Here is a 26,217-nt window from a genome sequence, read left to right as displayed (position 1 = left end):
GGACACGTTCGTCACGTACGCGAGGGGCCTCGATCTTCCCACCCTGAGCGGGGTCTACACGGACCTGGGCCTCCCCGTATCCGTACGCCGTACGTCGGTCAGGACGTCTTCAGCGCCGCCGCCATCTCCGCCAGCCGCTCCGCCGGGGCCGAGCCGGTCACCACCGTCGTGGCGCCCTTCTCCTCGCGCACCAGCGCGTCGTACTTGGGGCCCTCCCAGCGCTGCCAGGTCTGCCCGGCCACGTCCTGGGTGCGCCCGGTGTCCCTGGCCTCCTGGCTCACCTGGGTGATGTACGACTTCGCCGGGGCCGTGGACTGCTCCACCGCGACGTACTTGCCGTCCGGGTCGAGGAAGCCCAGGTGCCAGCTGTTGCCCTTGTCCCGCTCGTACGTGACCGAGGTGGGCTTCCAGCCCGCGGGCAGGCCGCTGGGGGCCGCCACCGGGTACGGGGCGGCGCGCCGCGCGGTCAGGAGCTCGACGCGGTAGTCGACCGCCTTGACCGGATCGGACTTGTCGTCGTGCGGGATGAAGATGTAGACGACACCTGCCACGGCGGCGATCGCCAACAACGACAGGATCATGTCCCGGACGGTCTGCTTGCCTTGCTTGCTTGCCACGCCCCCATCGTCGCATCAGCCTCCATGCGTCCGAACCGGGGGCCGCCCCGCTCAAACGTGACCCGGTCTGCTCATTTTATCGGCCTGGCGATAGAGTCAGATCACCCTCATCCGGTCGTCGCCGTACAGAAAGGTGCGCTCCGATGTCCGAGCATCATCTGCCGTCCCAGCTGGAGGTCTCCCCGGAGGCCCCCGACCGCAACCTCGCCCTCGAGCTGGTCCGGGTCACCGAGGCCGCCGCCATGGCCGCCGGGCGCTGGGTCGGCCGCGGGGACAAGATCGGGGCCGACGGCGCCGCCGTGAACGCCATGCGGACCCTGGTCTCCACCGTGTCCATGAACGGCGTCGTCGTCATCGGTGAGGGCGAGAAGGACGAGGCGCCCATGCTGTTCAACGGCGAGCACGTCGGGGACGGCACCGGGCCCGAGGTGGACATCGCCGTCGACCCGATCGACGGCACGACCCTCAACGCCAAGGGCATGCCGAACGCGATCGCCGTCCTGGCCGCCGCGGACCGGGGCGCGATGTTCGACCCGTCCGCCGTCTTCTACATGGACAAGCTGGTCACCGGCCCGGAGGCGGCCGACTTCGTGGACATCAACGCCCCCGTCTCGGCGAACATCCGCCGCGTCGCCCGGGCGAAGAACTCCACGCCCGAGGACGTCACCGTCGTCGTCCTGGACCGCCCGCGCCACGACGGCATCGTCAAGGAGATCCGGGAGACCGGCGCCCGCATCAAGTTCATCTCCGACGGCGACGTGGCCGGTTCGATCATGGCCGCCCGCGAGGGCACCGGTGTGGACCTGCTGATGGGCATCGGCGGCACGCCCGAGGGGATCATCTCGGCCTGCGCCATAAAGTGCCTCGGCGGTGTCATCCAGGGCAAGCTCTGGCCGAAGGACGAGGCCGAGCGGCGGCGCGCCCTGGACGCCGGGCACGACCTGGACCGGGTGCTGTCCACGGACGACCTGGTCAGCGGGGACAACGTGTTCTTCGTGGCGACCGGGATCACGGACGGCGAGCTGATGCGCGGGGTGCGCTACCGCTCGGAGACGGCGACCACGGAGTCCATCGTCATGCGGTCCAAGTCCGGCACGATCCGGACGATCAGCTCCACCCACCGGCTGTCGAAGCTGCGGGCGTACAGCGCCATCGACTTCGACCGCGCGAAGTAGCACCGCGCGCCCGCCCGAAGAGGCGCCCCCGTGTGCGGTGGGGGCGCCTCTTCGTACGTACGGACGCGCGGTGCGTACGGATACGGGACCGGCGGTCCGGTCAGCCCGCCGCGGCCACCCGGCCGGAGGCGCCCGCGGCCTTCAGCTCCACGTCGCGCCGCCTGCGCCGGGCCAGCGCCACGCGGCGCTCGGCGGCCGTGAGACCGCCCCACACCCCGTAGGGCTCGGGCTGCATCAGGGCGTGCTCGCGGCACTCCACCATCACGGGACAGCGCGCGCAGACCCGCTTCGCGGACTCCTCGCGCGAGAGGCGGGCGGCAGTCGGCTCCTTCGACGGGGCGAAGAACAGCCCGGCCTCGTCCCGGCGGCACACCGCCTCCGAGTGCCAGGGGCCGGCCTGGTCCTCCCGAGCGGGGACACGCTGCGGGGGGACGGCGGCGACCTGCAGGGGCTGATGCGGCAGTTGCAGCACGGGTCCACTCCTGACGACGGCTTCGCGAGCGAGAGACGATGCAGCAGTCCCTACCCGCTGTGCGTGCGCCTATGCACTGAGTGGCACTCAGGTCCGTTCCACGCAATTGCGGTCGAGTCCCTTTTCGGCCGGATGAAAGCGACTCCGCGCGCCCGGGCGGAAGAGTGTCAGTGGCCGAGGTGCTTGCGCAGCCGGTCCTGGAGATCCGCGATGAACCTGCCGCGTTTCGGCTTCGCCTCGACGCCGCCGAACACCGCATACCCGTTGACCACGACCACGGGCGCCTCGGGGTCTGCGGATTCCAGGGTGCGGACTTCGAAACTGCCGAAAATGCCCGTACCGCTGCCGCGCAGCGAGATGTTCTCGGGGACCCTGATGTCCACGCTGCCGAAGACGGACGTCGCGTTGATGACGGTGAGACGCTGTCCGAAAAGCGCCTCCGTCAGGTCGATTTCCACACTGCCGAACAGCGAGAAGGCGTTCGTGCGGGCACCCACCCGCCAGCGGCCCTTGCGGGTCGAGCTGCTGAAGATCGCCACCAGGTTGTCGGCGGGACCGGACACCGGCTCGGGACTGTACGCGTAAGGCGTGCCTGCGGCGGCCCTGGGCGCTCCGCCCGGCGCGGGCAGGTCCCGTACGAGCGGTTCGAGCTCACCGACGGTCTTGGCGCGGTAGACGGAGTCGACCCGCTCCGCGTGCTCGTCGGCGGTCAGCCGGCCCTCGGCCAGCGCCTCCCGCAGGATGTCCGCGATCCGGTCGCGGTCCGCGTCGGAGGCACGAATGGCGTCGGTGTCCGCCGGTGCGGTGGGCTGCTGGGGCTGCTTCTCGAGGTCCACCGCCCCAGCGTACCGAAACGCGATAGATCGCGACAGGGGTGGTGAGCCCTACCTCACAGGCCCGCCGCTCCCGGCGCGTCCTACCCTGGTGGGTGCGCTGTCCAAGGGTGGCCAGCCGCTGTCTGCCGAGTGAGGAATGGCCGTAATGCCAGAGTTTGCGTACTCCGATCTGCTCCCTCTGGGAGAGGACACCACGCCGTACCGTCTGGTCACCGCCGAGGGTGTGTCCACCTTCGAGGCCGACGGGCGTACGTTCCTCAAGGTCGAGCCGGAGGCGCTGCGCACCCTGGCCGCCGAGGCCATGCACGACATCTCGCACTACCTGCGCCCCGCGCACCTGGCGCAGCTGCGGCGGATCGTGGACGATCCGGAAGCCTCGTCCAACGACAAGTTCGTCGCGCTCGACCTGCTGAAGAACGCGAACATCGCCGCCGCGGGCGTCCTGCCGATGTGCCAGGACACCGGCACCGCGATCGTCATGGGCAAGCGCGGGCAGAACGTGCTGACCGAGGGCGGTGACGAGGAGGCCCTGTCGCACGGCATCTTCGACGCGTACACCAAGCTCAACCTGCGCTACTCGCAGATGGCCCCGCTGAACATGTGGGAGGAGAAGAACACCGGCTCCAACCTTCCCGCGCAGATCGAGCTGTACGCCACCGACGGCGGCGCGTACAAGTTCCTCTTCATGGCCAAGGGCGGCGGCTCGGCCAACAAGTCGTTCCTCTTCCAGGAGACCAAGGCCGTCCTCAACGAGGCGTCCATGATGAAGTTCCTGGAGGAGAAGATCCGTTCGCTGGGCACCGCGGCCTGCCCGCCGTACCACCTGGCGATCGTCGTCGGCGGTACGTCCGCCGAGTTCGCGCTGAAGACCGCGAAGTACGCCTCCGCCCATTACCTGGACGAGCTGCCCGCCGAGGGCTCCCCCACCGGGCACGGCTTCCGCGACAAGGAGCTGGAGGAGAAGGTCTTCGAGCTGACGCAGAAGATCGGTATCGGGGCGCAGTTCGGCGGCAAGTACTTCTGCCACGACGTCCGCGTGGTGCGCCTGCCCCGGCACGGCGCCTCGCTGCCCGTCGCCATCGCCGTGTCCTGCTCGGCGGACCGCCAGGCGACCGCGAAGATCACCGCCGAGGGTGTCTTCCTGGAGCAGCTGGAGAAGGACCCGGCCCGTTTCCTGCCGGACACCACCGACGAGCACCTCGACACCGAGGGCGACGTCGTCCGGATCGACCTGAACCGGCCGATGGACGAGATCCTCGCGGAGCTGACCAAGTACCCGGTCAAGACCCGGCTCTCGCTGACCGGTCCGCTGGTCGTGGCGCGCGACATCGCGCACGCCAAGATCAAGGAACGGCTGGACGCGGGCGAGGAGATGCCGCAGTACCTGAAGGACCACCCGGTGTACTACGCCGGTCCGGCGAAGACCCCCGAGGGTTACGCCTCCGGTTCCTTCGGCCCGACGACGGCCGGCCGGATGGACAGCTACGTCGCGCAGTTCCAGGCGGCGGGCGGCTCCAAGGTGATGCTGGCGAAGGGCAACCGGTCCAGGCAGGTCACCGACGCGTGCGGCGAGCACGGCGGCTTCTACCTCGGCTCGATCGGCGGCCCGGCGGCCCGGCTCGCGCAGGACTGCATCAAGAAGGTCGAGGTCGTCGAGTACGAGGAGCTCGGCATGGAGGCGGTCTGGCGGATCGAGGTGGAGGACTTCCCCGCCTTCGTCGTCGTGGACGACAAGGGCAACGACTTCTTCACCGAGCCCGCTCCGGCGCCCACGTTCACCAGCATCCCGGTACGCGGCCCGGGCCTGGGCTGAGTCCCGGGCCGGATCACCGTCATGCGCGGGTGGGGAGGTGCGCGAGCGGCCGGCTCGCCGCGCGGTGAGCGTCCCTTCCGCTTTCTGGTGGCCGGGTGCGCGGTCTCTTCGTACGGCACCTTCCTCAACATGGTGGCGCTCAATCTCTTCGTCTACGAAACGACGGGGCGGGCGCTCGCGATGGGGCTGTTCATGGCCCTGCGGCTGGGTGCCGGATTTCTCGCCGGGCTGGTCGCCGGCGGGCTGCTCGCGCGCTTCACGGCGAAGAGCGTGATGCTCTGGACCAATATCGCGCAGGGCGCCGTGATGGTGCCGCTGATTCTGGCGCCGGACGGCTGGCGCACGCCGTCGCTGTTCGCCGTGTCCGTGGTCGTGGGGGCCTGCGGAACGCTGTTCATGGTGGCCCTGCGCAGCTCCGTGCCGGAGATGGTGGGCGAGGAGCGGCGGTCCTGGGCGAACTCGTTGTCGGTCACCGGGCGTTCGCTGGCCATGGTGGCGGGCTTCGCCTCGGCGGGTGTGGTCGTGTCGCTGGTGGGGTACACCGCCGCGTTCGTGGTGGACCTGTGCACCTTCGCCGTCTGCGCTCTGACCGTGGCGCTGCTGCCGGTCGCGGGCGGCGGGCGGGGCAGGGCGGTCACGGGAGAGCCTGAGGGGAAACGGCCCCGGCGGCGCAGGCCGGTCGCGTTCGCCGCGCTGGCCGCGGTGCCCGGTCTCGGGCTGATGGTGGGGCTGCGCGGGGTGGACGCGCTCGGCTCCTCGTCGCACAACGCGGCGCTGCCCGTGCACTCCGCCGCGCTGGACGACGCGCACCCCGCCCTGTTCGTCAGCGCGTTCTGGTGCCTGTGGGCGGTCGGCAACATCGTGGCGCAGCAGGTGATCCAGCGCTACGGACGCCGCACCGGCCGGTCCGTGGGCGCGGCCGGCTTCGGCTACGGCACCTGCGTGATGTCGGCGGCGTTCATCCTGGCGTTCGCCGGGTTCCCGGCGGCGGCCACGGCCGTGATCGCGCTGGTGGCGGGCGCGGCGGACGGCCTGACCGAGGTCTCGTACACCTCGCACCTCCAGACCCTCCCGGCCGGGCCCCGGGCGCACGCCTTCGGGCTGTCCGCGACGGTGGAGAACCTGGGCTTCGGGGCCGGGATGATCGCCGTGGCGGCGGCCCTGGAGCACGTCGGCCCGCTCACGGTCGTCGGCTGGTCGCACGGCGCGGCCCTCGCCGTCGCGGTGGTGTACCTGGTGCGCACGGCGGGAACGCGGCGGGCGGCGGCGCCGGCGCCGTAACGAAGCAGGGGGACGCGGGGCCGGGACATCCGGGCCCGGCGCCCCGGCTCGACGCCGGGCCCGCGCTCCCCCCGGCGCGACGCCGGGCCGCTACACGTACATCGGAAATCAGCCAATCTCGCGCGACCGCCGCGACGCCCGCGCGACGGCGCCCGCCGGACCCGCGCGGAGCCGGCACGGACCGGGGCGGGGCCCCGGGCGCCCGTCCGGCCGCCGCGGCGCCCCGCAGCGCACCGCCGCTTTCGCGCACCGGACCGTCCGCCGGACTTGCGGGGCACCACGCGAATGCGGTGGGTTGTCCGGCGTTGCCGGAGAACTCCGCACCGCCGGGCGGCCGGCCCGGTGCCACCGCCGGACGCGGGCCCGCCCCCAGGGGCCCGCCGCCGTCCTCGCCTCTGCCGACCCCCCCCCTGCCGCCCCTCGCCGCACGGCCGTCCGAACCCCGGGCGCCGCGCCACCCCCCACCGTCCCACTCCGGAAAGGCGGACACCGCATGACGCCGGTCCCCCACCGCAGCCATGCCGACGACCTGCTCACCTTCATCGCCGCCAGCCCCTCCCCGTACCACGCCGTGGCGAGCGCGGCCCAGCGGCTGGAGAAGGCGGGCTTCCGTGAACTGCGCGGAACCGACGACTGGACGGGCACCACGGGCGGCGCCTTCGTCGTCAACGGGGGCGCGCTGATCGCCTGGTACGTTCCCGAGTCACTGCCCGCCCACACCCCGTTCCGGATCGTCGGCACGCACACCGACTCGCCGAACCTGCGGGTCAAGCCGACACCCGACACGAGTTCGGCGGGCTGGCGGCAGGTCGCGGTGGAGATCTACGGCGGGGTGCCGCTCAACACCTGGCTCGACCGCGACCTGGGCATCTCCGGCCGGCTGGCGCTGCGCGCACCGGGCGGCGGGACCGAGTCCCGGCTCGTGCAGATCGACGAGCCGCTGCTGAGGGTGCCGCAGCTGGCGATCCACCTGGACCGCACCGTCAATGACGGGCTCGCCCTGGACCGCCAGCGCCACATCGCGCCCGTCTGGTCGCTCGGCGCGGCCGACGAGGGCGCGCTGCTGCGCCGGGTCGCGGCGGCGGCCGAGGCGGAGCCGGGCGACGTGCTGGGCTGGGACCTGATGCTGCACGACGTGCAGCCGCCCGGCTATCTGGGCGCGGAGCGGGAGTTCCTGGTGTCGTCGCGGCTGGACAACCTGGTGTCGGTGCACGCCGGGGTCACCGCGCTGACGGCCGCGGCGGCGGCCGCCGAGCCGCCGGCGTACGTCCCGGTGCTGGCGGCCTTCGACCACGAGGAGGTCGGCAGCGGCTCGGACACGGGGGCGCAGAGCCCGATGCTGGAGCGGGTGCTGAGCCGTTCCGTGTCGGCCCGGGGCGGCAGCGGGGAGGACTGGTCGCGGGCGCTGGCCGGCGCGTACTGCGTATCCGCCGACATGGCGCACGCGGTGCACCCCAACTACGCGGAGCGGCACGACCCGGGCCACCAGCCGCTGCCCAACGGCGGCCCGACGGTCAAGGTCAACGTCAACCAGCGGTACGCCACCGACTCGACCGGGATCGCCCTGTTCGCGTCGGCCTGCGAGCGGGCGGGCGCGCCGTGGCAGCCGTTCGTCTCCAACAACGCGATGCCGTGCGGCACGTCGATCGGCCCCCTCACGGCGGCCCGGCTGGGTGTGCCGACGGTCGACGTGGGGGTGCCGGGGCTCTCGATGCACTCGGCCCGTGAGCTGTGCGGGGCGCGGGACCCGGGTCATCTGGCGGCGATCCTGACGGCGTTCGTGACGCACGGATAGGAGGCACGGGAACGGGGAAGGGCCGCGGCCGGCGCTTCCCCGTTCCCGCGTCCGCGGCGGGTTACGCGAAGCGCTGCTTCGCGGTGCCGTCGCAGGGTTGCAGCCTCAGCGGGTCATGGGCGCCCGCCAGGGTCGCGCACAGGCCCGTGGACGCGGCCGGGCGCAGGGTGCTCGACTGGCGTACGAAGCGCTGGTTGGCGGCGCCGGAGCAGTTGTAGAGGATCAGCGCGGCGCCGGCCTCGTAGTCGGCGCCGGGGACGTCCAGGCAGCGGTCGTGGCTCAGTTCGGTGCGCAGGGTCTGCGTGCCGGAGTCGTACCACCAGCCCTGGTTGCGGCCGCCGTGGCACTCCCAGCCGGTGACCCCGGTGTCGTTGCGGGTGACGGAGGCGGGGGCGTCCAGGCAGGCGGCCGTCGCCTCGCCGCGCAGCGGCTTGAAGACGTCGTCCCAGGCGACCGGCCGGAGGACGGGCTTCCCGGTGCTCGCCGGGTCGGCGCAGCTCGCCTCGCGGAGGCCGGAGTCGTAGATCTGGGTGAGGCAGGAGGCGAAGGCGCCGTGCCCGGCCGCGTTCGGGTGGAAGGACTGGCGCACCGAGTTGGCGTCCGGCGGGAAGTGCGAGAGGTCGATGGAGAGGCCGCGCGCCCAGGTGGACTCGCTGCACACCTCGTGGCCGTGGAAGAGCCGCGAGTTGTCGAAGTAGACCGCGCCGGTGTCGGCCGCCGCCTCGCGCATACCACGCTCGAATGCGGGAACGGCGGTGTTGCGGCCCCAGGCGGCGTCGGAGTCGTACCCGGCGCAGCCGCCGGGAAGCTTGCCGGGGTACTTCGGGTTGTCGTAGAAGTCCGGGCCGATGGGGCTCGGGTAGCCCATGACGACGAGCTTGTAGTCGCTGTCCGCGTAACCGGCGCCGGTCATCACGGTGCGCAGGTCGCGCACGGTCTTCTCGACCTTGGGGACGAGCCCGTCCACGCGGGCCTGCCAGCCGCCCTCGTACTTCGACTGACACGGGCCCTGGATGAGGACCCAGCGCTCCACGCAGTCCGTCATGACCGGACCGAACTGGAGGTCGTCGTTGGCGCCCGCGACGAGCACGATCATCTTGATGCGGGTGTTGCGCGCCTTGATGGCCAGGCTGTCGCTCTGCACCAGCTCGTCGGCGTACTGCTTGGAGCCGCCGATGACGATGTTTCCGGTGTACGCGCCGGAGCACGAGACGTTGTACGTGACGTCGGCCGGGATGCCCGTGCGGTGGATGGCGGCGTCGGGCGAGCGGTGGCACCAGTTGTCGGGGCCGTTGGTGCCCGCCTCGTACGTGCCGACGCCCTCGCCCGAGATCTCGCTGTCGCCGAGCGAGATGAGGCCCGTCTTCCGCTCGGTGAGCGGGCGCTCGGCCGGGTCGCCGTACAGCCGGGTGGCCTCGGCGGCGCGGATGGCCTCCAGTTCGGGCGGCAGGGGCGTGGATGCGGTACTGGTGGTACGGGGCTGGGCGGCTGCCGGTCCGGCGGCCGCGGTCATGCCGCCGAACGCCGCCGCGATGGCCGCGGCGGCCGCGACCGTACAGCGGAGTCTGTGCCTGGTGCGCCTCATTGCGCCTCCCCGGGTTGTGGTTACCCCCGGTATTTACTGGTCGGTAGGCGGCTTGGGAATACATGGAACAAGACAACTGCTCATCTTTTTGGGCGGCTTCAAGGAGGTTGGACGATGACGGATCAGGGAACGGCCGAGGGCTACCGCGTCGAGCACGACTCGATGGGCGAGGTCAGGGTGCCCGCCGAAGCGAAGTGGCGGGCCCAGACGCAGCGGGCCGTGGAGAACTTCCCGGTCTCCGGCCAGCGCCTGGAGCGGGCCCACATCGAGGCCCTGGCCCGGATCAAGGCCGCCGCCGCCAAGGTCAACGCCGAGCTGGAGGTCCTCGATCCGGACATCGCCGAGGCCATCCAGGAGGCGGCCGGCGAGGTTGCGGAGGGGCGCTGGGACGCGCACTTCCCGGTCGACGTCTTCCAGACCGGCTCGGGCACCTCGTCGAACATGAACACCAACGAGGTTGTGGCCACCCTCGCCACCGAGCGCCTGGGCCGCGCGGTCCACCCCAACGACCACGTCAACGCCTCGCAGTCCTCCAACGACGTCTTCCCCTCCTCGATCCACATCGCCGCGACCGCCGCGGTGACCGCCGACCTGATCCCCGCCCTGGACCACCTGGCCGCCGCCCTGGAGCGCAAGGCCGAGGAGTTCGCGACGGTCGTGAAGTCCGGCCGCACGCACCTGATGGACGCCACGCCCGTCACCCTCGGCCAGGAGTTCGGGGGGTACGCCGCCCAGATCCGCTACGGCGTCGAGCGGCTGCGCGCCTCGCTCCCCCGGCTCGCCGAACTCCCCCTCGGCGGCACGGCCGTGGGCACCGGCATCAACACCCCGCCCGGCTTCTCCGCCGCCGTCATCGCCGAGGTGGCCCGCGTCACCGGGCTGCCGCTCACCGAGGCCCGCGACCACTTCGAGGCGCAGGGCGCGCGGGACGGCCTGGTGGAGACCTCGGGCCAGCTGCGCACCATCGGTGTCTCGCTCACCAAGATCTGCAACGACCTGCGCTGGATGGCGTCGGGACCGCGCACCGGTCTCGCCGAGATCTCCCTGCCCGACCTCCAGCCCGGCTCCTCGATCATGCCGGGCAAGGTCAACCCGGTCATCCCCGAGGCGGTCCTGATGGTCGCCGCGCAGGTGACGGGGAACGACGCCACGGTCGCCGCCGCGGGGGCCGCCGGGAACTTCGAGCTGAACGTCATGCTCCCGGTCATCGCGAAGAACCTGCTGGAATCCGTACGGCTGCTCACCAACGCCTCCCGGCTGCTCGCGGACCGTACGGTCGACGGGATCACCGCGCACGCCGAGCGGGCCAGGGAGTACGCCGAGTCCTCGCCGTCCGTCGTCACCCCGCTGAACAAGTACATCGGCTACGAGGAGGCGGCCAAGGTCGCCAAGAGGTCGCTCGCGGAACGCCGGACGATCCGTGAAGTCGTCCTCGAATCGGGCTACGTGGAGCGCGGAGACCTGACCGAGCAGCAGCTCGACGAGGCCCTGGACGTGCTGCGCATGACCCGTCCGTGACGGGCGCCGCCGTGCCGGGGCGGCGCGCTCCGTAGGATCTCTCCATGACGGGTACCGGAGAGACCGAGCGCTGGGCGCCGGGTGACCAGATCCTGTGGCGCTATCGGGGCAACGGCCCCAGGCGGCCGGATTCCGCCGCTCACGCGTTCCACATCTGCCGCCCGGTCACGGTCGTCCAGGACACCGAGGAGCTGCTCGCGGTGTGGGTGGCACCCGGCACGGAGTGCGTCAAGCCGGTCCTGGCGGACGGCACCGACGTGCACGCCGAGCCGCTCGCCACCCGGTACACCGCCCCGCGCACGACGGCCCGTTCGCTCTGGCTGGGCAACGGCGTGCTGAAGCTGGCCAGGCCCGGCGACCCCTGGTCCGTCTGGCTGTTCTGGGAACGCGGCTGGCAGTTCCGCAGCTGGTACGTGAACCTGGAGGAGCCGCGCACCAGGTGGGCCGGGGGCGTCGACTCCGAGGACCACTTCCTGGACATCTCCGTCTACCCGGACCGCAGCTGGCTCTGGCGCGACGAGGACGAGTTCGAGCAGGCGCAGCGGGTGGGCCTGATCACGCCGGACACGGCGCGCCGGGTGCGCGACGCGGGGCGGGCGGCGGTCGGGCTGATCCGCTCCTGGGGGGCGCCGTTCCGGGACGGCTGGGAGAACTGGCGGCCCGATCCGGCGTGGCCGGTGCCCGAACTCCCGGACGACTGGGACCGCAGGCCGGACGGCTCGGACCGTACGGCTTCCGCCATGCCGTCGTGAGACCCTTGATGCACCCCAGGGGGGCGAACGTAGGATCGTCCCGAGGAGCGCGGCCAGGGCCTGTCTTCGACCCCAACCGGCAGGCGGGGCGCAGGACCTGACCGCAAGTCAACGGCTCGTCGCGCGGACCGCGCCCGCAGGGGCCGCATCGGCGCCACGAGCCGTACGAGTTGCCCGCATCGCATGAGCCACTACGAGGGGGTGGAGACGTGTCCGCCGACCGCTGCCGCCCCCACGGAAACGTTGTCACCGGCATCCTGATCGGACATCGCGTTTCGGCCCCGTACGGCGGGGAAGGCGATGTCAGCCGTTGTTATTGCCGCTCCTGCCGGGGCACAGTAGCGCCCCACAAGGTGATTGCCTCTTACAACTGGCCCGGACGGACGGAATCCCACGCGTGACGGAGCACCCCACCTCACACGAAGGCCGGCAGCCTCTCGCCGCCCGGCCGCAGGAACGCACCCGGCCGCGGCAGCGGGACGCCGCCGTGGCGGCCGCCGCTGCCGCCACGGCGATCCCGGCACCCGCCAAGGGCCTCGCGGGCGCGGCCCCCGACCCACAGGCGGCGACGCGGCGCGAGGGCGACCGGCTGCGCTTCGTGGGGGCCGCGACCCGGCGGATCGCCCGGGGCATCGACCTGGACGAGATCGTGCTCGGGCTGTGCCGGGCCAGCGTGCCGACGTTCTCCGACGCCATACTCGTCTACCTCCGCGACCCGCTGCCCGTCGGCGACGAGCGGCCGGTCAACCCGTTCGTGCTGCGGCTGCGCCGCTCGGACCGGCTGCGGCTGACCGACGAGGAGACCGAGAGCCTGTCGGAGACGGAGCGGCTGCGGCTGCCCGCCGTCGACCTCCAGGCCGACCTGATGCCCGCCGCCGAGCTGTGCGAGGTGCAGGCCGGCAGCGCGCTCGCCGAGGTGCTGCGCGGGGTGCGGCCGGTCTTCGGCGACTCCGCGGCCGCCCGCGTCGCGCTGCCCGAGCTGCTGGGCGCCGACCGCGCGGTGCCGTCGGGCCACCGGGTGATCCTGGCCCCGCTGCGCGGCCGGCGGCGGGTGATCGGGGCGGCGGTCTTCCTGCGCGGCGCCGAGCGCCCGGCCTTCGAGGCCAACGACCTCCTGGTCGCCGCCCAGCTGGCCACGCACACCGCCCTCGGCATCGACAAGGCCGTGCTCTACGGGCGCGAGGCGTACATCGCGGACGAGCTCCAGCGCACGATGCTGCCCGACTCGCTCCCCCAGCCGACCGGCGTGAAACTCGCCTCGCGCTACCTCCCGGCCGCCGAGACCGCCCGGGTCGGCGGCGACTGGTACGACGCGATCCCGCTGCCCGGCAGCCGGGTCGCCCTGGTCGTCGGGGACGTCATGGGACACTCCATGACCTCCGCCGCGATCATGGGCCAGCTCCGGACCACCGCGCAGACCCTGGCCGGGCTCGACCTGCCCCCGCAGGAGGTCCTGCACCACCTGGACGAGCAGGCGCAGCGCCTCGGCAGCGACCGCATGGCCACCTGCCTGTACGCGGTGTACGACCCCGTCGCGCACCGCATCACCGTCGCCAACGCGGGCCACCCGCCGCCCGTCCTGCTCCACCTGGGCGGCCGCGCCGAGGTCCTGCGGGTGCCCCCGGGCGCCCCGATCGGCGTGGGCGGGGTGGACTTCGAGGCCGTCGAGCTGGACGCACCGGCCGGCGCGACGCTGCTGCTGTACACCGACGGGCTGGTCGAGTCGCGGCTGCGGGACGTGTGGACGGGGATCGAGCTGCTGCGGGAACGGCTCGCCGCGACCGCCCGGCTGACCGGCCCGGACCACTCGCCGCCGCTGGAGGCCCTGTGCGACGACGTGCTGGACATGCTGGGCCCCGGTGACCGCGACGACGACATCGCGCTGCTCGCCGCCCGCTTCGACGGGATCGCGCCGAGCGACGTCGCCTACTGGTTCCTGGACCCGGACGAGTCGGCCCCCGGCCGGGCCCGCAGGCTGGCGCGCAGGGCGCTCGGCCGGTGGGGCCTGGACGACCTGTCGGACTCGGTGGAGCTCCTGATCAGCGAGGTGGTGACCAACGCCGTGCGGTACGCGGAGCGCCCGGTCACCCTGCGGCTGCTGCGGACCGACACCCTGCGCTGCGAGGTCGGCGACGACTCCCCGCAGCTGCCCCGGCAGCGCCGGGCCAAGGACATGGACGAGAACGGGCGGGGTCTGTTCCTGGTCAACCGTCTGGCCCGCCGCTGGGGCGCGACGCGCCTGTCGACGGGCAAGGTGGTGTGGTTCGAGATGCCGGTGCGCGGGTAGCGCCCCGCCCCGGGAGACGCGAACGGGCGGTGTACGAGGCTCCTCCTCGTACACCGCCCGTTGCCGTGGTCAGGGGCGGTGGGTCAGCCGGTCACCTGTCGTCGTCGTTGTTGTTGTCCGGCCGCTTGTCGCCCGAGAGGTCCGGGAGCTCCACGGTGGACGAGGGGTCCGGGCCCGGCCGGTTCGAGGGGCTGGGCGGCGGTTCGCTGGTCGCGCCGTCCGTGGGCGAGGCGGGCGGGGAGCTCTGCGGGGACTCGGAGGACGGCGGCGGCTCGGAGGACGGCGACCTGGACGGCGAGTGGGAGGGCGAGGGGTCGTCGGAGGGCGAGGTGCTGGGGCTCGGCGAGTGGGTCACGGGCGGCGGGCTGACCCCGGCGCCCATGTCGGTGTCGAGGTCGAACTCGCGGGCCTTGCCGACGGAGTGGCCCATGTAGTCGGCCCAGATCTCGGCCGGGAAGCCGCCACCGTTGACGCGGCCTCCGCCGCCGGCCCCCTGGAGGGTCACCTGCGCGGTCTTCTTGATCTTCTTGCCGTCGTCGTCGGTGCGGTCGAAGGCCGCCTCGCCGAACAGCCCGACCGAGGTGACCAGGTTGGAGGTGTAGCCGGTGAACCAGGCCGACTTGTTGTCGTCGGAGGTGCCGGTCTTGCCGGCGATGTCCCTGTCGGAGAGCCCCTCCGCGTTGCGGACCGACCCGCGGGCCGTACCGTCGTCCACCACACCGGTCAGCACGGAGGTCACGGAGTCCGCCGCCTGGCGGGAGATCACCTGGTCACCGATGGCGTCGGGCAGGTCGACCGGGGCGTCGCCCTGGTGCACGGCCGACTTCACGATCTGCGGAGTGACCTGCTTGCCGTGGTTGTCGAGCGTGGCGTAGACCCCGGCCATCTCCAGCGGGCTCGCGCCCATGGAGCCGAGGGTCATCGCGGGAGCGGCTTCCAGCTCTTCCACGTCCATGCCGAGCTTGCCGGCGGTCTTCATGACCTTGTCCATGCCGACGTCCACGCCCATCTGCGCGAAGACGGAGTTGACGGACTGATTCATCGCGGTCTGGACGGTGATCTGCCCGTAGTTGTGGTCGTCCTCGTTCTCTGGGGCGAAGTACCGGTCGCTGCCGACGACCGGGCGCTTGCTGGTGCCGTCGTAGCGGGTGCCGGCAGTGATCTGCCGGCCGTCCTGCGTCTTCGACTTCTGGTCGAGGGCGGCGGCGAGGATGACCGGCTTGAAGGTGGACGCGGGCTGGTAGTCGGTGCGGGCGGCGTTGGATATCCAGTGCTCGTTCTGGCCGCGCCCGCCGTACAGCGCGAGCACCGCGCCGGTCTTCGGGTCGACCGAGGCCGCGCCCGCCTGGATGTCCTTGTCGAGCTTGCGCTTCTTGGTGTCCAGCTTGTCGAGCAGCTGGGTCTCGACCGACTTCTCCAGCTGCTGCTGCTTCTTCTTGTCGATGTTGACGGTGATCGTCCAGCCACCGCGGTTGAACTGGTTCTCGCTGATGCCCGTCTGCTTGATCACGGCCTGGCGGGCAGCCTCGACGATGTAGCCCTTCTGGCCGGCCGTCCCGTTGAGCGGCTTGGGGTCGTGCGGAACGGGGAACGTGAGCTTCTGGCGCTTGCCGGAGTCGAGCCAGCCCTCCTCGACCATGTTGTCCAGCGTGTACGCCCAGCGCGCCTTGACGAGCCGCTTGCCGTTCGGACCCGCGACCGCCCAGTCGTACTGGCTCGGCGCCTGGAGCAGCGCGGCGAGGTAGGCGCCCTGCGAGACGTTCAGGTCCTTGGCGTCCACGCCGTAGTACGCCTGCGCGGCGGCCTGGATGCCCCAGGCGCCGCGGCCGAAGTAGCTGGTGTTGATGTAACCGGCGAGGATTTCCTTCTTGGTCTTCTTCTGGTCCAGCTTCAGCGAGATGACCAGCTCTTTGAGCTTCCGGCTGACCGTCTGGTCCTGGTCCAGGTAGTAGTTCTTGACGTACTGCTGGGTGATGGTCGAGCCACCCTGCTTGCCCTTGCCGGAGAGGGTGTTGAGCAGGCCGCGCGCGGTGCCCTTGAAGTCGACGCCGTGGTCGTCGTAGAAGGACTTGTTCTCGGCGGCGACGAAGGTGTCCTGCACCTCCTTGGGCACCTCGGCGAGGCTCACGACCTCGCGGTTGACCTCGCCGGTCCTGGCCAGCAGGCTGCCGTCGGCGTACTTGTAGACGTTCGCCTGCAGCTCCATCTTGGGGTTGCCCTCGGGCACGTCCACGAGCATGTAGAGCACGGCGAAGCTGCCCATGCCCAGCAGGATCAGCCCGAAGGCCGTGCCCAGTAGTTTGCGCCAGGTGAAGAAGCGGCGTATGCCGCCCTTCTTCTCAGCCTGCCGCTGGGCTCGTCGCGCTTCCGCTCGACCCATCGCTTGGTCGCTCCCGTTTCTCTGCTGTGCTCTGCCGAATCAGCCCGGACCTGCCAGCTAACACTGTGGGCAAGGCCGAAAAGCCGACGATCCGAGGTTTTACGGACGTGAGAATCAGCACCCGCCCCCGATGGAACCGACTCCTGAGGGGTGCGCAAGGTTGCGAAAACCGTTAATGTGTAATCACATTGCTAGCGACCGGCTAGCTGACCATCACGGGGGCCACCATGACCGACCCGCACGACCCCAACACCACCGCCCAGCCGTCCGCCGACCTCGTCCCGGACGCGCCGGAGATGCCGGAACCGCAGGTCCGCGAGGTGAAGGCGCACAGCATCGCCGGCGGTCTCGGGCTGCTGCTGACCGTGCTCGGCGTGATCGCCGGCATCGCGCTCGCCATCGTCGGGGGCGTCATCGGCAGCGACGGGAACAACGCCGTGGGCATCCCGCTCTGCGTCCTGGGCGTCCTGCTCGCCATCGCCTCGTTCTTCTGCATGGGCGGTGTGAAGATGGTCGCACCGGGCGAGGCGCGGGTGATCCAGTTGTTCGGCCGGTACGTGGGCACCATCCGCACCGACGGGCTGCGCTGGGTGAACCCGCTGACCTCCAGCCGCAAGATCTCCACCCGGGTCCGCAACCACGAGACCGCCGTCCTCAAGGTCAACGACGCCTACGGCAACCCGATCGAGCTCGCCGCGATCGTCGTGTGGAAGGTCGAGGACACCGCCCAGGCGCTCTTCGAGGTGGATGACTTCCTGGAGTTCGTGGCCACGCAGACCGAGTCCGCCGTCCGGCACATCGCCCTCGAGTACCCGTACGACGCCCACGAGGAGGGCGGCCTGTCGCTGCGGGGCAACGCCGAGGAGATCACCGAGAAGCTGGCCGTCGAGCTGACCGCCCGGGTGCAGGCGGCGGGTGTGCGGATCATCGAATCGCGTTTCAGCCATCTCGCGTACGCCCCCGAGATCGCCTCCGCGATGCTCCAGCGCCAGCAGGCCGGTGCGGTCGTCGCGGCCCGGCAGCAGATCGTCGAGGGCGCGGTCGGCATGGTCGAGATGGCGCTGACCCGGATCGCCGAGCAGGACATCGTGGAGCTGGACTCGGAGCGGAAGGCGTCCATGGTGAGCAATCTGATGGTGGTCCTGTGCGGTGACCGCGCGGCCCAGCCGGTCCTCAATACGGGCACGCTCTACCAGTGACCGAGGAGAGCCCGGGGGAAGCGCGGGAAGCGCCCCGCGCCCGGCCGCGGCAGCGGCAGCGCAAGCAGATGCTGCTGCGGCTGGACCCCGCCGTGCACGACGCGCTGGCCCGCTGGGCGTCGGACGAACTGCGCAGCGCGAACGCGCAGATCGAGTTCCTGCTGCGCCGGGCGCTCGCCGAGGCGGGCCGGCTGCCGGGCGGGGCGGCGCCGATTCCGCGCCGGGGGCGTCCGCCCAGGGAAGCCCAGGAGCCACCGGGCGAGGAATGACACGTGAGGGGCCCGTCCCGTGAGGGGCGGGCCCCTCACGTGCGCCGTCCGGGTGTACCCCCCGCGTATACACGGCAGGTATACACACCGTGTAGAGTGCCGGTCATGTCTATCGGCCACACCCTGCTCGGGCTCCTGGAGTCCGGTCCACGCCACGGTTACGACCTCAAGCGGACGTTCGACGAGAAGTTCGGGCACGACCGCCCCCTGCACTACGGGCAGGTCTACTCGACCATGTCCCGGCTGCTGAAGAACGGCCTCGTCGAGGTCGACGGCGTGGAGAGCGGGGGTGGCCCCGAGCGCAAGCGGTACGCGATCACGGACGCCGGCATCACCGATGTCGCCACCTGGCTCGCGCAGCCCGAGAAGCCGGAGCCGTACCTCCAGTCGACCCTGTACACCAAGGTCGTCCTGGCCATGCTCACCGGCCGCGAGGCGGGCGACGTGCTGGACGCCCAGCGCTCCGAGCACCTGCGCCTGATGCGCATCCTCACCGACCGCAAGCGACGGGGCGACCTCGCCGACCAGCTGATCTGCGACCACGCCCTGTTCCATCTCGAAGCCGACCTGCGCTGGCTGGAACTGACCGCCGCCCGCCTCGGCCAGCTCCAGAAAGTGGTGGCCCCGTGACCCCCGCCGGCTCCCTGCTCTCCGCGCACAACCTGCACAAGACCTACGGGTCGACCCCCGCGCTCGACGGTGCCTCGTTCTCCGTCCACCCCGGCGAGGTCGTCGCCGTGATGGGCCCGTCCGGCTCCGGCAAGTCCACGCTGCTGCACTGCCTCGCCGGGATCATCACCCCGGACTCCGGCACCATCACCTACGACGGCCGCGAGCTGTCCGCGATGTCCGACGCGGAGCGCAGCGCCCTGCGCCGCAGCGACTTCGGGTTCGTCTTCCAGTTCGGCCAGCTCGTGCCCGAGCTCACCTGCGTCGAGAACGTCGCCCTGCCGCTCCGCCTCAACGGCACCCGCCGCAAGGACGCCGAGCGCACCGCCCGTTCCTGGATGGAGCGCCTGGAGGTCGAGGACATCGGCGCCAAGCGCCCCGGCGAGGTCTCCGGCGGCCAGGGCCAGCGCGTCGCCGTGGCCCGGGCGCTCGCCGCCTCCCCGAAGGTGATCTTCGCGGACGAGCCGACCGGCGCCCTGGACTCCCTCAACGGCGAGCGCGTCATGCAGCTGCTCACCGACGCCGCCCGCTCCGCCAACGTGGCGGTGGTCCTGGTGACCCACGAGGCCCGCGTCGCCGCCTACTCCGACCGCGACGTGACCGTGCGCGACGGCCGGGCCCGCGACCTGGAGCACGCCGTATGACGCTCCTGGACGAGAAGCGCACCCAGGCCCCCGCCCCGGCCCGCCCCTCCCGCACCGCGCCCTGGCTGCGCGACCTCGCGCTCGGCGTCCGGTTCGCCGCTGCCGGCGGGCGCGAGGGCTGGACCCGCACGATGCTCACCGCCGTCGGCGTCGGCCTCGGCGTCGCGCTGCTGTTCCTCGCCGCGTCCGTGCCGCACGCGCTCGACGCGCGCAACGACCGCGACACGGCCCGCAGCGAGACCAAGATCTCCGAGAACCCGGACGCGCAGGGGAAGAAGTCCGACACCTCGGTCCTGCGGGTCGGCGCCGACACCGAGTACCACGACCGCAGCATCACCGGCTATCTGATGCGCGCGGAGGGCAGCCACCCAGTGCTCCCGCCGGGCATCGACGCCCTGCCCGCGGGCGGCGAGATGGTCGTGTCCCCCGCCCTGAAGGACCTGCTGGACGACCCGGACAACGCCCTGCTCAAGGAGCGTCTCCCGTACAAGGTGACCGGCACCATCGCGGACGAGGGGCTGCGCTCGCCCAACGAGCTGTGGTTCTACGCCGGCAGCGACACCCTGACCCCGGCCGCGGGCGGCCACCGCGTCACCGGGTACGGCGACCCCGGCCCGACCCCGCCGCTCGCCCCGCTGCTCCTCGTGCTGGTGATCATGATCTGCGTGGTGCTGCTCGCGCCCGTCGCCATCTTCATCGCCACCGCCGTGCGCTTCGGCGGCGACCGCCGCGACCGCCGGCTGGCCGCACTGCGCCTGGTCGGTACGGACATCAGGTCGACCCGGCGGATCGCGGCGGGCGAAGCCCTGTTCGGCTCGGTCCTCGGGGTGCTCATCGGCCTCGTCCTCTTCCTGGTGGGCCGGCAGTTCGTCAGCCACATCGAGGTCTGGGACGTCAGCGCCTTCCCCGCGGACCTCGCCCCCGACCTGCGGCTGTGCCTGCTCATCGCGGTCGCCGTCCCGCTGACCGCCGTGCTGGTCACGCTCTCCGCGATGCGCGCGGTGGTCATCGAACCGCTCGGGGTCGTACGCGACAGCCGGGCCCGCAAGCGCCGTCTGTGGTGGCGGATGCTGCTCCCGCTCCTCGGGCTCGCCGTGCTCGTACTCACCCGTCCGTCCGGCGAGTACAAGGAGGTCAACCCCTACTCCATCACCACCGGCGCGGTCCTGGTCCTCGTCGGGCTGGCCCTGCTGCTGCCGTGGCTGGTCGAGGCGTGCGTGAACCGGCTGCGCGGCGGCCCGGTGCCCTGGCAGCTCGCCACCCGCAGGCTCCAGCTGAGCAGCGGGACCGCCTCCCGGGCCGTCAGCGGCGTCACGGTGGCGGTGGCCGGCGCGGTCGCCATCCAGATGCTGTTCGCCTCGATGAACGCCGACTTCAACAAGATCACCGGGCAGGACACCACCCGCGCCCAGTTCTACGCCGTGTCGCAGCAGGTCGGCGGCAACGCCGCCGTGGAGACCATCAAGCAGTTCCGCGCCACCAAGGGCGTCACCCAGGTCATCGGCATGGTCGAGGCGTACGTCACCAAGCCCGGGAAGTACTCCGAGGACGAGATCCAGCCCACCACGTCGTTGAACGTCGGTGACTGCGCCACCCTGCGCGAGGTCGCCCGCATCGATTCCTGCGAGGACGGCGACACCTTCGTCGTGCACCCGAGGAACGACAAGGAGATGGCCGACTGGGTGGACCAGACCGCCCGCAAGGGCAAGGAGGTCGAGTTCGAGTCGGAGAGCGGCAGGAAGCTGCGCTGGACGCTGCCCGCCGACGCGAAGACCGTGGTCAGCCGCAAGGACCCGGTCGGCGAGGACCGCTGGGGGATCATGGTCACCCCGGGGGCGATCGATGCCGCCCGTCTGCCGGGGGCGACGACCACCTCCCAGGTACGCATCGACGAGAGCGTCCCGGACGCCGCCGAGTACGTACGCAACACGGCGGCGCGCATCGACCCCGGCATGCGCCTGGTCACCATGACGAACGTCGCGCGCGACCGCCAGTACGCCAGCGTCCAGACCGGTCTCCAGGTCGGCGCCACCCTCACGCTGCTGCTGATCGCGGCCTCCATGCTGGTCTCCCAGCTGGAACAGCTGCGCGAGCGCAAGCGGCTGCTCTCGGTCCTGGTCGCCTTCGGCACCCGGCGGACCACCCTCGCCTGGTCGGTGCTCTGGCAGACCGCCCTCCCCGTGGTCATCGGGCTCGCGGTGGCGGTGGCCGGCGGCCTCTCGCTGGGCGCGGCGCTGTGCTGGATGGTCGACAAGGAGGTCGACGACTGGCTGGTGTTCCTGCCCCTGGCGGGAGCGGGCGGGGCGCTCATCCTGGTGGTCACGCTGCTGTCCCTGCCGCCGCTGTGGCGCATGATGCGCCCGGACGGGCTGCGCAGCGAGTGACACCGCGGAGGGCGGCCGGGCTTCAGGTCCGGTCGTCCTCCGCCACGCGTACGGGCAATACCCCCATCGCCTCGCGCAACGCCGCCGCCAGCTCCTCGAACTCCTCCTGCCGGGCCGCCCCGGTCCGCATCGCCAGCGCCACCCGCCGGGTGGGGGCCGGGTCCGTGAAGTACCCCGTGGTCAGCGCCTCGTTGCGGGCGGTCTCGACGGTGACCGCGGTGCGCGGCAGCAGCGTCACGCCCAGCCCCCCGGCCACCAGCTGGACGAGCGTGGAGAGCCCGGCCGCGGTCGTGGTGACCGGCGCGCCCTCCGTACGGCCGGCCTCCCGGCAGATGTCGAGCGCCTGGTCCCGCAGGCAGTGCCCCTCGTCCAGCAGCAGCAGCGGCAGCTTCCGCAGCGCGTCGCGGGGGATGTCGGTGCGCCCGCCGAGCGGGTGGCCGCGGTCCATGACCAGTACGAAGTCCTCGTCGAAGAGCGGGAGCTCGCTGACCCCGGGGACACCGAGGGGCACGGCGAGCAGCAGCAGGTCGAGCCGTCCGGCGCCCAGTCCCTCGATCAGCGAGGAGGTCTGCTCCTCGTGCACCTGGAGGTCGAGGGCCGGATAGCGCTCATGGACCAGCCGCAGCACGGCCGGCAGCAGATACGGGGCGACGGTCGGGATCACGCCCAGCCTGAGCACTCCGGTGAAGGGCGCGCGGACCGCCTCCGCCTCCTCCATCAGCTCGCCGACGGCGTCGAGCACCACGCGCGCCCGCACCGCGAGCCGTTCCCCGGCGGGCGAGAGCAGCACCTTGCGCGTCGTACGCTCGATGAGCTGGACACCCAGTGCCTCCTCCAGCGCGGACACGGCCCCGGAGAGCGCGGGCTGACTCATCCCGATTGCGGCCGCCGCGTCCCGGAAGTGCAGATATTCGGCGACGGCGGCGAAGGCGCGCAGCTGCGAGAGGCTGGGCTGTTTGGTCCGGTTGCCCGGATTGCTCTGCACCACTGATAGGTACCTCCGATCATCACGACCGAGTGTAGCTATTTCCGCGATCAATGCACTCTGTGCCATGGTGGAGATCGTCCAACCCCCAGGAACTCCCTCAAAAGGGGAGAACCTACGCTGCAAGGAGAGCGCGTGCTCACTGTCGGTGACAAGTTCCCCGAGTTCGACCTGACCGCCTGTGTGTCGCTGGAAAGCGGCAAGGAGTTCGAGCAGATCAACCACAAGACCTACGAGGGTCAGTGGAAGGTCGTCTTCGCGTGGCCGAAGGACTTCACCTTCGTGTGCCCCACCGAGATCGCCGCCTTCGGGAAGCTGAACGACGAGTTCGCCGACCGTGACGCCCAGATCCTCGGCTTCTCCGGCGACTCCGAGTTCGTGCACCACGCCTGGCGCAAGGACCACCCGGACCTGACCGACCTGCCCTTCCCGATGATGGCCGACTCGAAGCACGAGCTCATGCGTGACCTCGGCATCGAGGGCGAGGACGGCTTCGCGCAGCGCGCCGTCTTCATCGTGGACCAGAACAACGAGATCCAGTTCACGATGGTGACCGCCGGTTCCGTGGGCCGTAACCCCAAGGAGGTCCTGCGGGTCCTCGACGCCCTGCAGACCGACGAGCTGTGCCCCTGCAACTGGACCAAGGGCGAGAACACCCTGGACCCGGTCGCGCTCCTCTCGGGCGAGTGAGCTGATACCGATATGGCTCTCGACGAACTGAAGTCCGCCATACCGGACTTCGCCAAGGACCTGAAGCTGAACCTCGGTTCGGTCATCGGCAACAGCGAGCTCCCGCAGCAGCAGCTCTGGGGCACCGTCCTGGCCTGCGCGATCGCCTCGCGCTCGCCGAAGGTGCTGCGCGAGCTGGAGCCGGAGGCGAAGGCCAACCTCTCCGCGGAGGCGTACACCGCCGCGAAGTCGGCCGCCGCCATCATGGCGATGAACAACGTCTTCTACCGCACCCGCCACCTGCTCTCGGACCCCGAGTACGGGAACCTGCGTGCGGGTCTGCGGATGAACGTCATCGGCAAGCCGGGTGTGGAGAAGGTCGACTTCGAGCTGTGGTCGCTCGCCGTCTCCGCGATCAACGGCTGCGGCCAGTGCCTCGACTCGCACGAGCAGGTGCTCCGCAAGGCCGGCGTGGACCGCGAGACCATCCAGGAAGCCGTCAAGATCGCCTCGGTGATCCAGGCGGTGGGTGTGACCCTCGACGCCGAGGCCGTACTCGCCGAGTAGGCGCCGTACCCTGAATACGAGAAGGGCCCCGAGGACGACCGACCGTCCGAGGGGCCCTTCTTCCTGTGCGTACGCGCTACGAGGCGTCCGGCGACGGCTCCTCCCCGCCCTGCTCCGGCTTCTCCGGCGGGGCGCCGGAGGCGCCGGCGGGCGCCGCGTCCAGCGCGGTCGACCCGTGCGGGGGCGGCGAGTGGCGGCGCGACTCCTCCTGCCCGTAGCTGCGCAGATAGCCGACCACCGTGTTGGTCACCGCGACCAGCGGCACCGCCACCACCGCGCCGCCGATCCCGGCGATCATGCCGCCCGCCGCGACCGAGAGCACCACCGCCAGCGGGTGCACCCGCACCGCCCGGCCCAGGATGAACGGCTGGAGGACATGGCCCTCGATCTGCTGCACGGCGAGGACCACGGCCAGCACCATCAGCGCGGTGAAGACGCCCTCCGTGACCAGGGCGACCACCACCGCCAGCGCCCCGGAGACCACCGCGCCGACGAGCGGGATGAAGGCGAACAGGAAGATGAAGACGGCCAGCGGAACCGCCATCGGCACATTGAGGAAGTAGATCCCGAGCCCGATGAAGATCGCGTCGATCAGGGCCACGATGACCGTGCCGCGCACATAGGCGGTCAGCGTGCGCCAGGCGCGCGGACCGGCCCCGGCGACCCCGGGCCTCGCCTGCGCGGGCACCAGTTTGAGCACCCACTGCCAGATGCGCGCGCCGTCGTAGAGCAGGAAGAGCGTCGAGAACATCGCGAGCAGCGCGCCCGTCATGAACTCCACGACCACGGTGACGCCCTGGAGCCCGGCGGAGGTGATCGCCTCGGTGTTGGTGCCGACGGTGTCGCTCAGGTTCTTGGCGATGTCGTTGATCTGTTTGTCGGTCACATGGAACGGGCTGGCCAGGAGCCAGTTCTTGAGGTCGTCGATCCCCTTCGTCACCTTGTCGGACAGGGTGTCGATGTTGTCCATGACCTGCCACACCACGAACCAGCCGACCAGGCCCATGATGACGAAGCCGGAGATCGCGGTGACGGCCGTCGCCAGGCCCCTCGGCAGCCCGTGGCGCCGCAGCCGGGCCACGGTCGGCTGGAGCAGCGCGGTGACGAGCAGCGCGGCGACGAAGGCCAGCACGACCAGCTGCACGGCGCTGATGACCCGCATCAGCACCCACAGGGTCCCCGCCAGCACCAGCAGCCGCCAGCCCGCCTCGGCCGCGACCCGCATCCCCCACGGGATCGCCGCGACCGGATCGGGCCGCGCGGCCACGGTGGGCGCGTAGGTGGGCGGGGCGGGCACCTGGTCCACGTGAGCCGCTTCTTCCTTCCCGGCCTCCGCCGGGCCCGCGCCCCCGAGCAGGGGGTCGCCGTCCTCCGACTCGGCCCGCCGCTCATCGAGACGCTCGCTCAGCCTGCTCAGCTCAGCACCCAGTTGTCCGAGCCACCCCGGCAGTTTCGACATAGCTGTTCCTCTACCCCCGTCCGCTCTCCCCACCGCTCCCCCGGGAGCGTTCCGCACGACCGTACACGCGTGAAGCCCCCCACCGAAGGACGGCGAGGGGCTTCACGGGGTTGAGCTTGTGAACCCTGGTTCTAGTACCAGTGGTTGGCCTGCCAGAAGGACCAGGCGGCGCACGGGCTGCCGTAGCGCGAGCTGTTCATGTAGCTGAGGCCCCACTTGATCTGGGTGGCCGGGTTGGTCATCCAGTCGGCGCCGGCCGAAGCCATCTTGGAGCCGGGAAGGGCCTGTACGAGACCGTAGGCGCCGGAGGACGGATTGCTCGCCCGGTAGTTCCAGCTCGACTCGTGATTCACGATGTTGCTGAAGCACTGGAACTGGTCGGCGGGCATCATCTGGCGAGCCATCGCCTGGACTTGCGCCACGGTGTACGAGCCCTGCACGGCGAACGAGGTGGAGCGGACCTCGGAGCGGCTTGCGCGCTCCTGACGGTCCTTCTTCTCCTGGCGCTCGCGCTCCAGCCGGTCCTCGGCGGCCTGCTTCTTGGACTTCGCGTCCTTGGCGGCCTGGAGGCGGGCGGTCTCCTCCGCGGACTTCTTCGCGGCGGCGTCGGCGGCGGACGCCTGGGCGTCGGCCTGCTGCGTCAGCGAAGCGGTCTGCACCTGGGCCTGCTGGCCCGCGGGAATGTCTGCGAGCAGCGTGGTGTCGGCTGCGGTCGCCTCGAAGTTGTTGTCGTCGGCAGCAGGGGTGCTGCCCGATGCAACGCCTACGACGGCGCCTACGGTGGTGACCGCGGTGGCAGATGCCACGGCGAACCCCCGGACCGAAATCCGGCTCACACGGTGTCCTTCCAGCATCGCCCGC

22 protein-coding genes are annotated in these 26,217 nt (G+C 71.4%); 14 read left to right on the top strand and 8 right to left on the bottom strand.

Annotated features, from left to right (window positions below):
- Positions 1 to 98: 98 nt before the first annotated feature.
- Positions 99 to 617 (bottom strand): DUF4245 domain-containing protein, encoded by a 519-nt coding sequence (locus tag ABZ565_RS28105; RefSeq protein ID WP_361032624.1) that lies wholly within the window; start codon positions 615 to 617, stop codon positions 99 to 101.
- 143 nt (positions 618 to 760) lie between these two features.
- Between ABZ565_RS28105 and glpX the strand changes: the two genes are divergently transcribed.
- A complete protein-coding gene (gene glpX / locus ABZ565_RS28100) occupies positions 761 to 1,792 on the top strand; it encodes a class II fructose-bisphosphatase (RefSeq protein WP_161209672.1) in 1,032 nt (343 codons plus the stop codon).
- Between the two features lie 100 nt (positions 1,793 to 1,892).
- Here glpX and ABZ565_RS28095 read toward each other — a convergent pair whose 3' ends face one another.
- Positions 1,893 to 2,264 (bottom strand): WhiB family transcriptional regulator, encoded by a 372-nt coding sequence (locus tag ABZ565_RS28095; protein ID WP_361032621.1) that lies wholly within the window; start codon positions 2,262 to 2,264, stop codon positions 1,893 to 1,895.
- A gap of 167 nt (positions 2,265 to 2,431) precedes the next feature.
- Entirely contained in the window at positions 2,432 to 3,100 is a 669-nt protein-coding gene (locus ABZ565_RS28090; RefSeq protein ID WP_361032618.1) for a DUF1707 domain-containing protein, read from the bottom strand.
- Between the two features lie 145 nt (positions 3,101 to 3,245).
- Here ABZ565_RS28090 and ABZ565_RS28085 point away from each other — a divergent pair, with 145 nt between their 5' ends.
- The 3 genes from ABZ565_RS28085 to ABZ565_RS28075 all read left to right on the top strand — a co-directional run bounded on the left by ABZ565_RS28085 (position 3,246) and on the right by ABZ565_RS28075 (position 7,989).
- Positions 3,246 to 4,913, top strand: coding sequence for a fumarate hydratase (locus ABZ565_RS28085; RefSeq protein ID WP_361032615.1), 1,668 nt, complete (start codon positions 3,246 to 3,248; stop codon positions 4,911 to 4,913).
- Between the two features lie 87 nt (positions 4,914 to 5,000).
- Positions 5,001 to 6,194: an MFS transporter gene (locus tag ABZ565_RS28080; protein ID WP_361032639.1), complete on the top strand. Its 1,194-nt coding sequence runs from the start codon at positions 5,001 to 5,003 to the stop codon at positions 6,192 to 6,194.
- Between the two features lie 493 nt (positions 6,195 to 6,687).
- Entirely contained in the window at positions 6,688 to 7,989 is a 1,302-nt protein-coding gene (locus ABZ565_RS28075; protein ID WP_361032612.1) for a M18 family aminopeptidase, read from the top strand.
- Positions 7,990 to 8,050: 61 nt separating this feature from the next.
- Here ABZ565_RS28075 and ABZ565_RS28070 read toward each other — a convergent pair whose 3' ends face one another.
- Positions 8,051 to 9,574, bottom strand: coding sequence for a ricin-type beta-trefoil lectin domain protein (locus ABZ565_RS28070; protein ID WP_361032609.1), 1,524 nt, complete (start codon positions 9,572 to 9,574; stop codon positions 8,051 to 8,053).
- Positions 9,575 to 9,688: 114 nt separating this feature from the next.
- Here ABZ565_RS28070 and ABZ565_RS28065 point away from each other — a divergent pair, with 114 nt between their 5' ends.
- From ABZ565_RS28065 to ABZ565_RS28055, 3 genes are all read left to right on the top strand, one after another.
- Positions 9,689 to 11,092 (top strand): class II fumarate hydratase, encoded by a 1,404-nt coding sequence (locus ABZ565_RS28065; RefSeq protein WP_361032606.1) that lies wholly within the window; start codon positions 9,689 to 9,691, stop codon positions 11,090 to 11,092.
- A gap of 44 nt (positions 11,093 to 11,136) precedes the next feature.
- On the top strand, positions 11,137 to 11,844 hold the full coding sequence (locus ABZ565_RS28060; RefSeq protein ID WP_361032603.1) for a DUF402 domain-containing protein: 708 nt from the start codon (positions 11,137 to 11,139) through the stop codon (positions 11,842 to 11,844).
- Between the two features lie 397 nt (positions 11,845 to 12,241).
- On the top strand, positions 12,242 to 14,131 hold the full coding sequence (locus ABZ565_RS28055; protein WP_361032600.1) for an ATP-binding SpoIIE family protein phosphatase: 1,890 nt from the start codon (positions 12,242 to 12,244) through the stop codon (positions 14,129 to 14,131).
- A 91-nt stretch (positions 14,132 to 14,222) separates the two neighbouring features.
- Here ABZ565_RS28055 and ABZ565_RS28050 read toward each other — a convergent pair whose 3' ends face one another.
- Entirely contained in the window at positions 14,223 to 16,511 is a 2,289-nt protein-coding gene (locus ABZ565_RS28050) for a transglycosylase domain-containing protein (protein WP_361032597.1), read from the bottom strand.
- Between the two features lie 227 nt (positions 16,512 to 16,738).
- On the opposite strand from ABZ565_RS28050, the gene ABZ565_RS28045 reads away from it, so the two are divergent.
- The 5 genes from ABZ565_RS28045 (at position 16,739) to ABZ565_RS28025 (ending at position 21,676) form a co-directional block, all read left to right on the top strand.
- On the top strand, positions 16,739 to 17,710 hold the full coding sequence (locus ABZ565_RS28045) for an SPFH domain-containing protein (RefSeq protein WP_361032594.1): 972 nt from the start codon (positions 16,739 to 16,741) through the stop codon (positions 17,708 to 17,710).
- A complete protein-coding gene (locus tag ABZ565_RS28040) occupies positions 17,707 to 17,979 on the top strand; it encodes a hypothetical protein (protein ID WP_361032591.1) in 273 nt (90 codons plus the stop codon). The genes ABZ565_RS28045 and ABZ565_RS28040 overlap by 4 nt, the downstream gene beginning before the upstream one ends.
- Positions 17,980 to 18,084: 105 nt before the next feature.
- The gene (locus ABZ565_RS28035; protein WP_361032588.1) at positions 18,085 to 18,609 is read left to right on the top strand and encodes a PadR family transcriptional regulator; all 525 of its coding nucleotides are present in this window, start codon (positions 18,085 to 18,087) and stop codon (positions 18,607 to 18,609) included.
- Complete coding sequence (locus ABZ565_RS28030; protein ID WP_361032585.1) at positions 18,606 to 19,292, top strand: ABC transporter ATP-binding protein; 687 nt, start codon at positions 18,606 to 18,608, stop codon at positions 19,290 to 19,292. Before ABZ565_RS28035 ends, ABZ565_RS28030 begins: the two co-directional genes overlap by 4 nt.
- Positions 19,289 to 21,676: an FtsX-like permease family protein gene (locus ABZ565_RS28025; RefSeq protein WP_361032582.1), complete on the top strand. Its 2,388-nt coding sequence runs from the start codon at positions 19,289 to 19,291 to the stop codon at positions 21,674 to 21,676. The genes ABZ565_RS28030 and ABZ565_RS28025 overlap by 4 nt, the downstream gene beginning before the upstream one ends.
- A 22-nt stretch (positions 21,677 to 21,698) precedes the next feature.
- On the opposite strand, the gene ABZ565_RS28020 is transcribed toward ABZ565_RS28025, so the two are convergent.
- Positions 21,699 to 22,664 carry a hydrogen peroxide-inducible genes activator gene (locus ABZ565_RS28020; RefSeq protein WP_361032579.1) on the bottom strand — a complete coding sequence of 322 codons (966 nt, stop codon included), beginning with the start codon at positions 22,662 to 22,664 and terminating at the stop codon, positions 21,699 to 21,701.
- A gap of 132 nt (positions 22,665 to 22,796) precedes the next feature.
- Here ABZ565_RS28020 and ABZ565_RS28015 point away from each other — a divergent pair, with 132 nt between their 5' ends.
- Both ABZ565_RS28015 and ABZ565_RS28010 read left to right on the top strand, forming a co-directional pair.
- Positions 22,797 to 23,351 carry a peroxiredoxin gene (locus ABZ565_RS28015; RefSeq protein WP_299532842.1) on the top strand — a complete coding sequence of 185 codons (555 nt, stop codon included), beginning with the start codon at positions 22,797 to 22,799 and terminating at the stop codon, positions 23,349 to 23,351.
- A gap of 12 nt (positions 23,352 to 23,363) precedes the next feature.
- The gene (locus ABZ565_RS28010) at positions 23,364 to 23,897 is read left to right on the top strand and encodes an alkyl hydroperoxide reductase (protein ID WP_093706689.1); all 534 of its coding nucleotides are present in this window, start codon (positions 23,364 to 23,366) and stop codon (positions 23,895 to 23,897) included.
- A 76-nt stretch (positions 23,898 to 23,973) separates the two neighbouring features.
- On the opposite strand, the gene ABZ565_RS28005 is transcribed toward ABZ565_RS28010, so the two are convergent.
- Complete coding sequence (locus ABZ565_RS28005; protein ID WP_361032576.1) at positions 23,974 to 25,356, bottom strand: AI-2E family transporter; 1,383 nt, start codon at positions 25,354 to 25,356, stop codon at positions 23,974 to 23,976.
- A gap of 131 nt (positions 25,357 to 25,487) precedes the next feature.
- Entirely contained in the window at positions 25,488 to 26,192 is a 705-nt protein-coding gene (locus ABZ565_RS28000; protein ID WP_361032573.1) for a transglycosylase SLT domain-containing protein, read from the bottom strand.
- Positions 26,193 to 26,217 lie beyond the last annotated feature (25 nt).

Source organism: Streptomyces sp. NPDC016469 (genome assembly GCF_040632905.1).
Taxonomy (GTDB): domain Bacteria; phylum Actinomycetota; class Actinomycetes; order Streptomycetales; family Streptomycetaceae; genus Streptomyces.
This window is presented reverse-complemented; position numbering and strand designations above follow the sequence as displayed.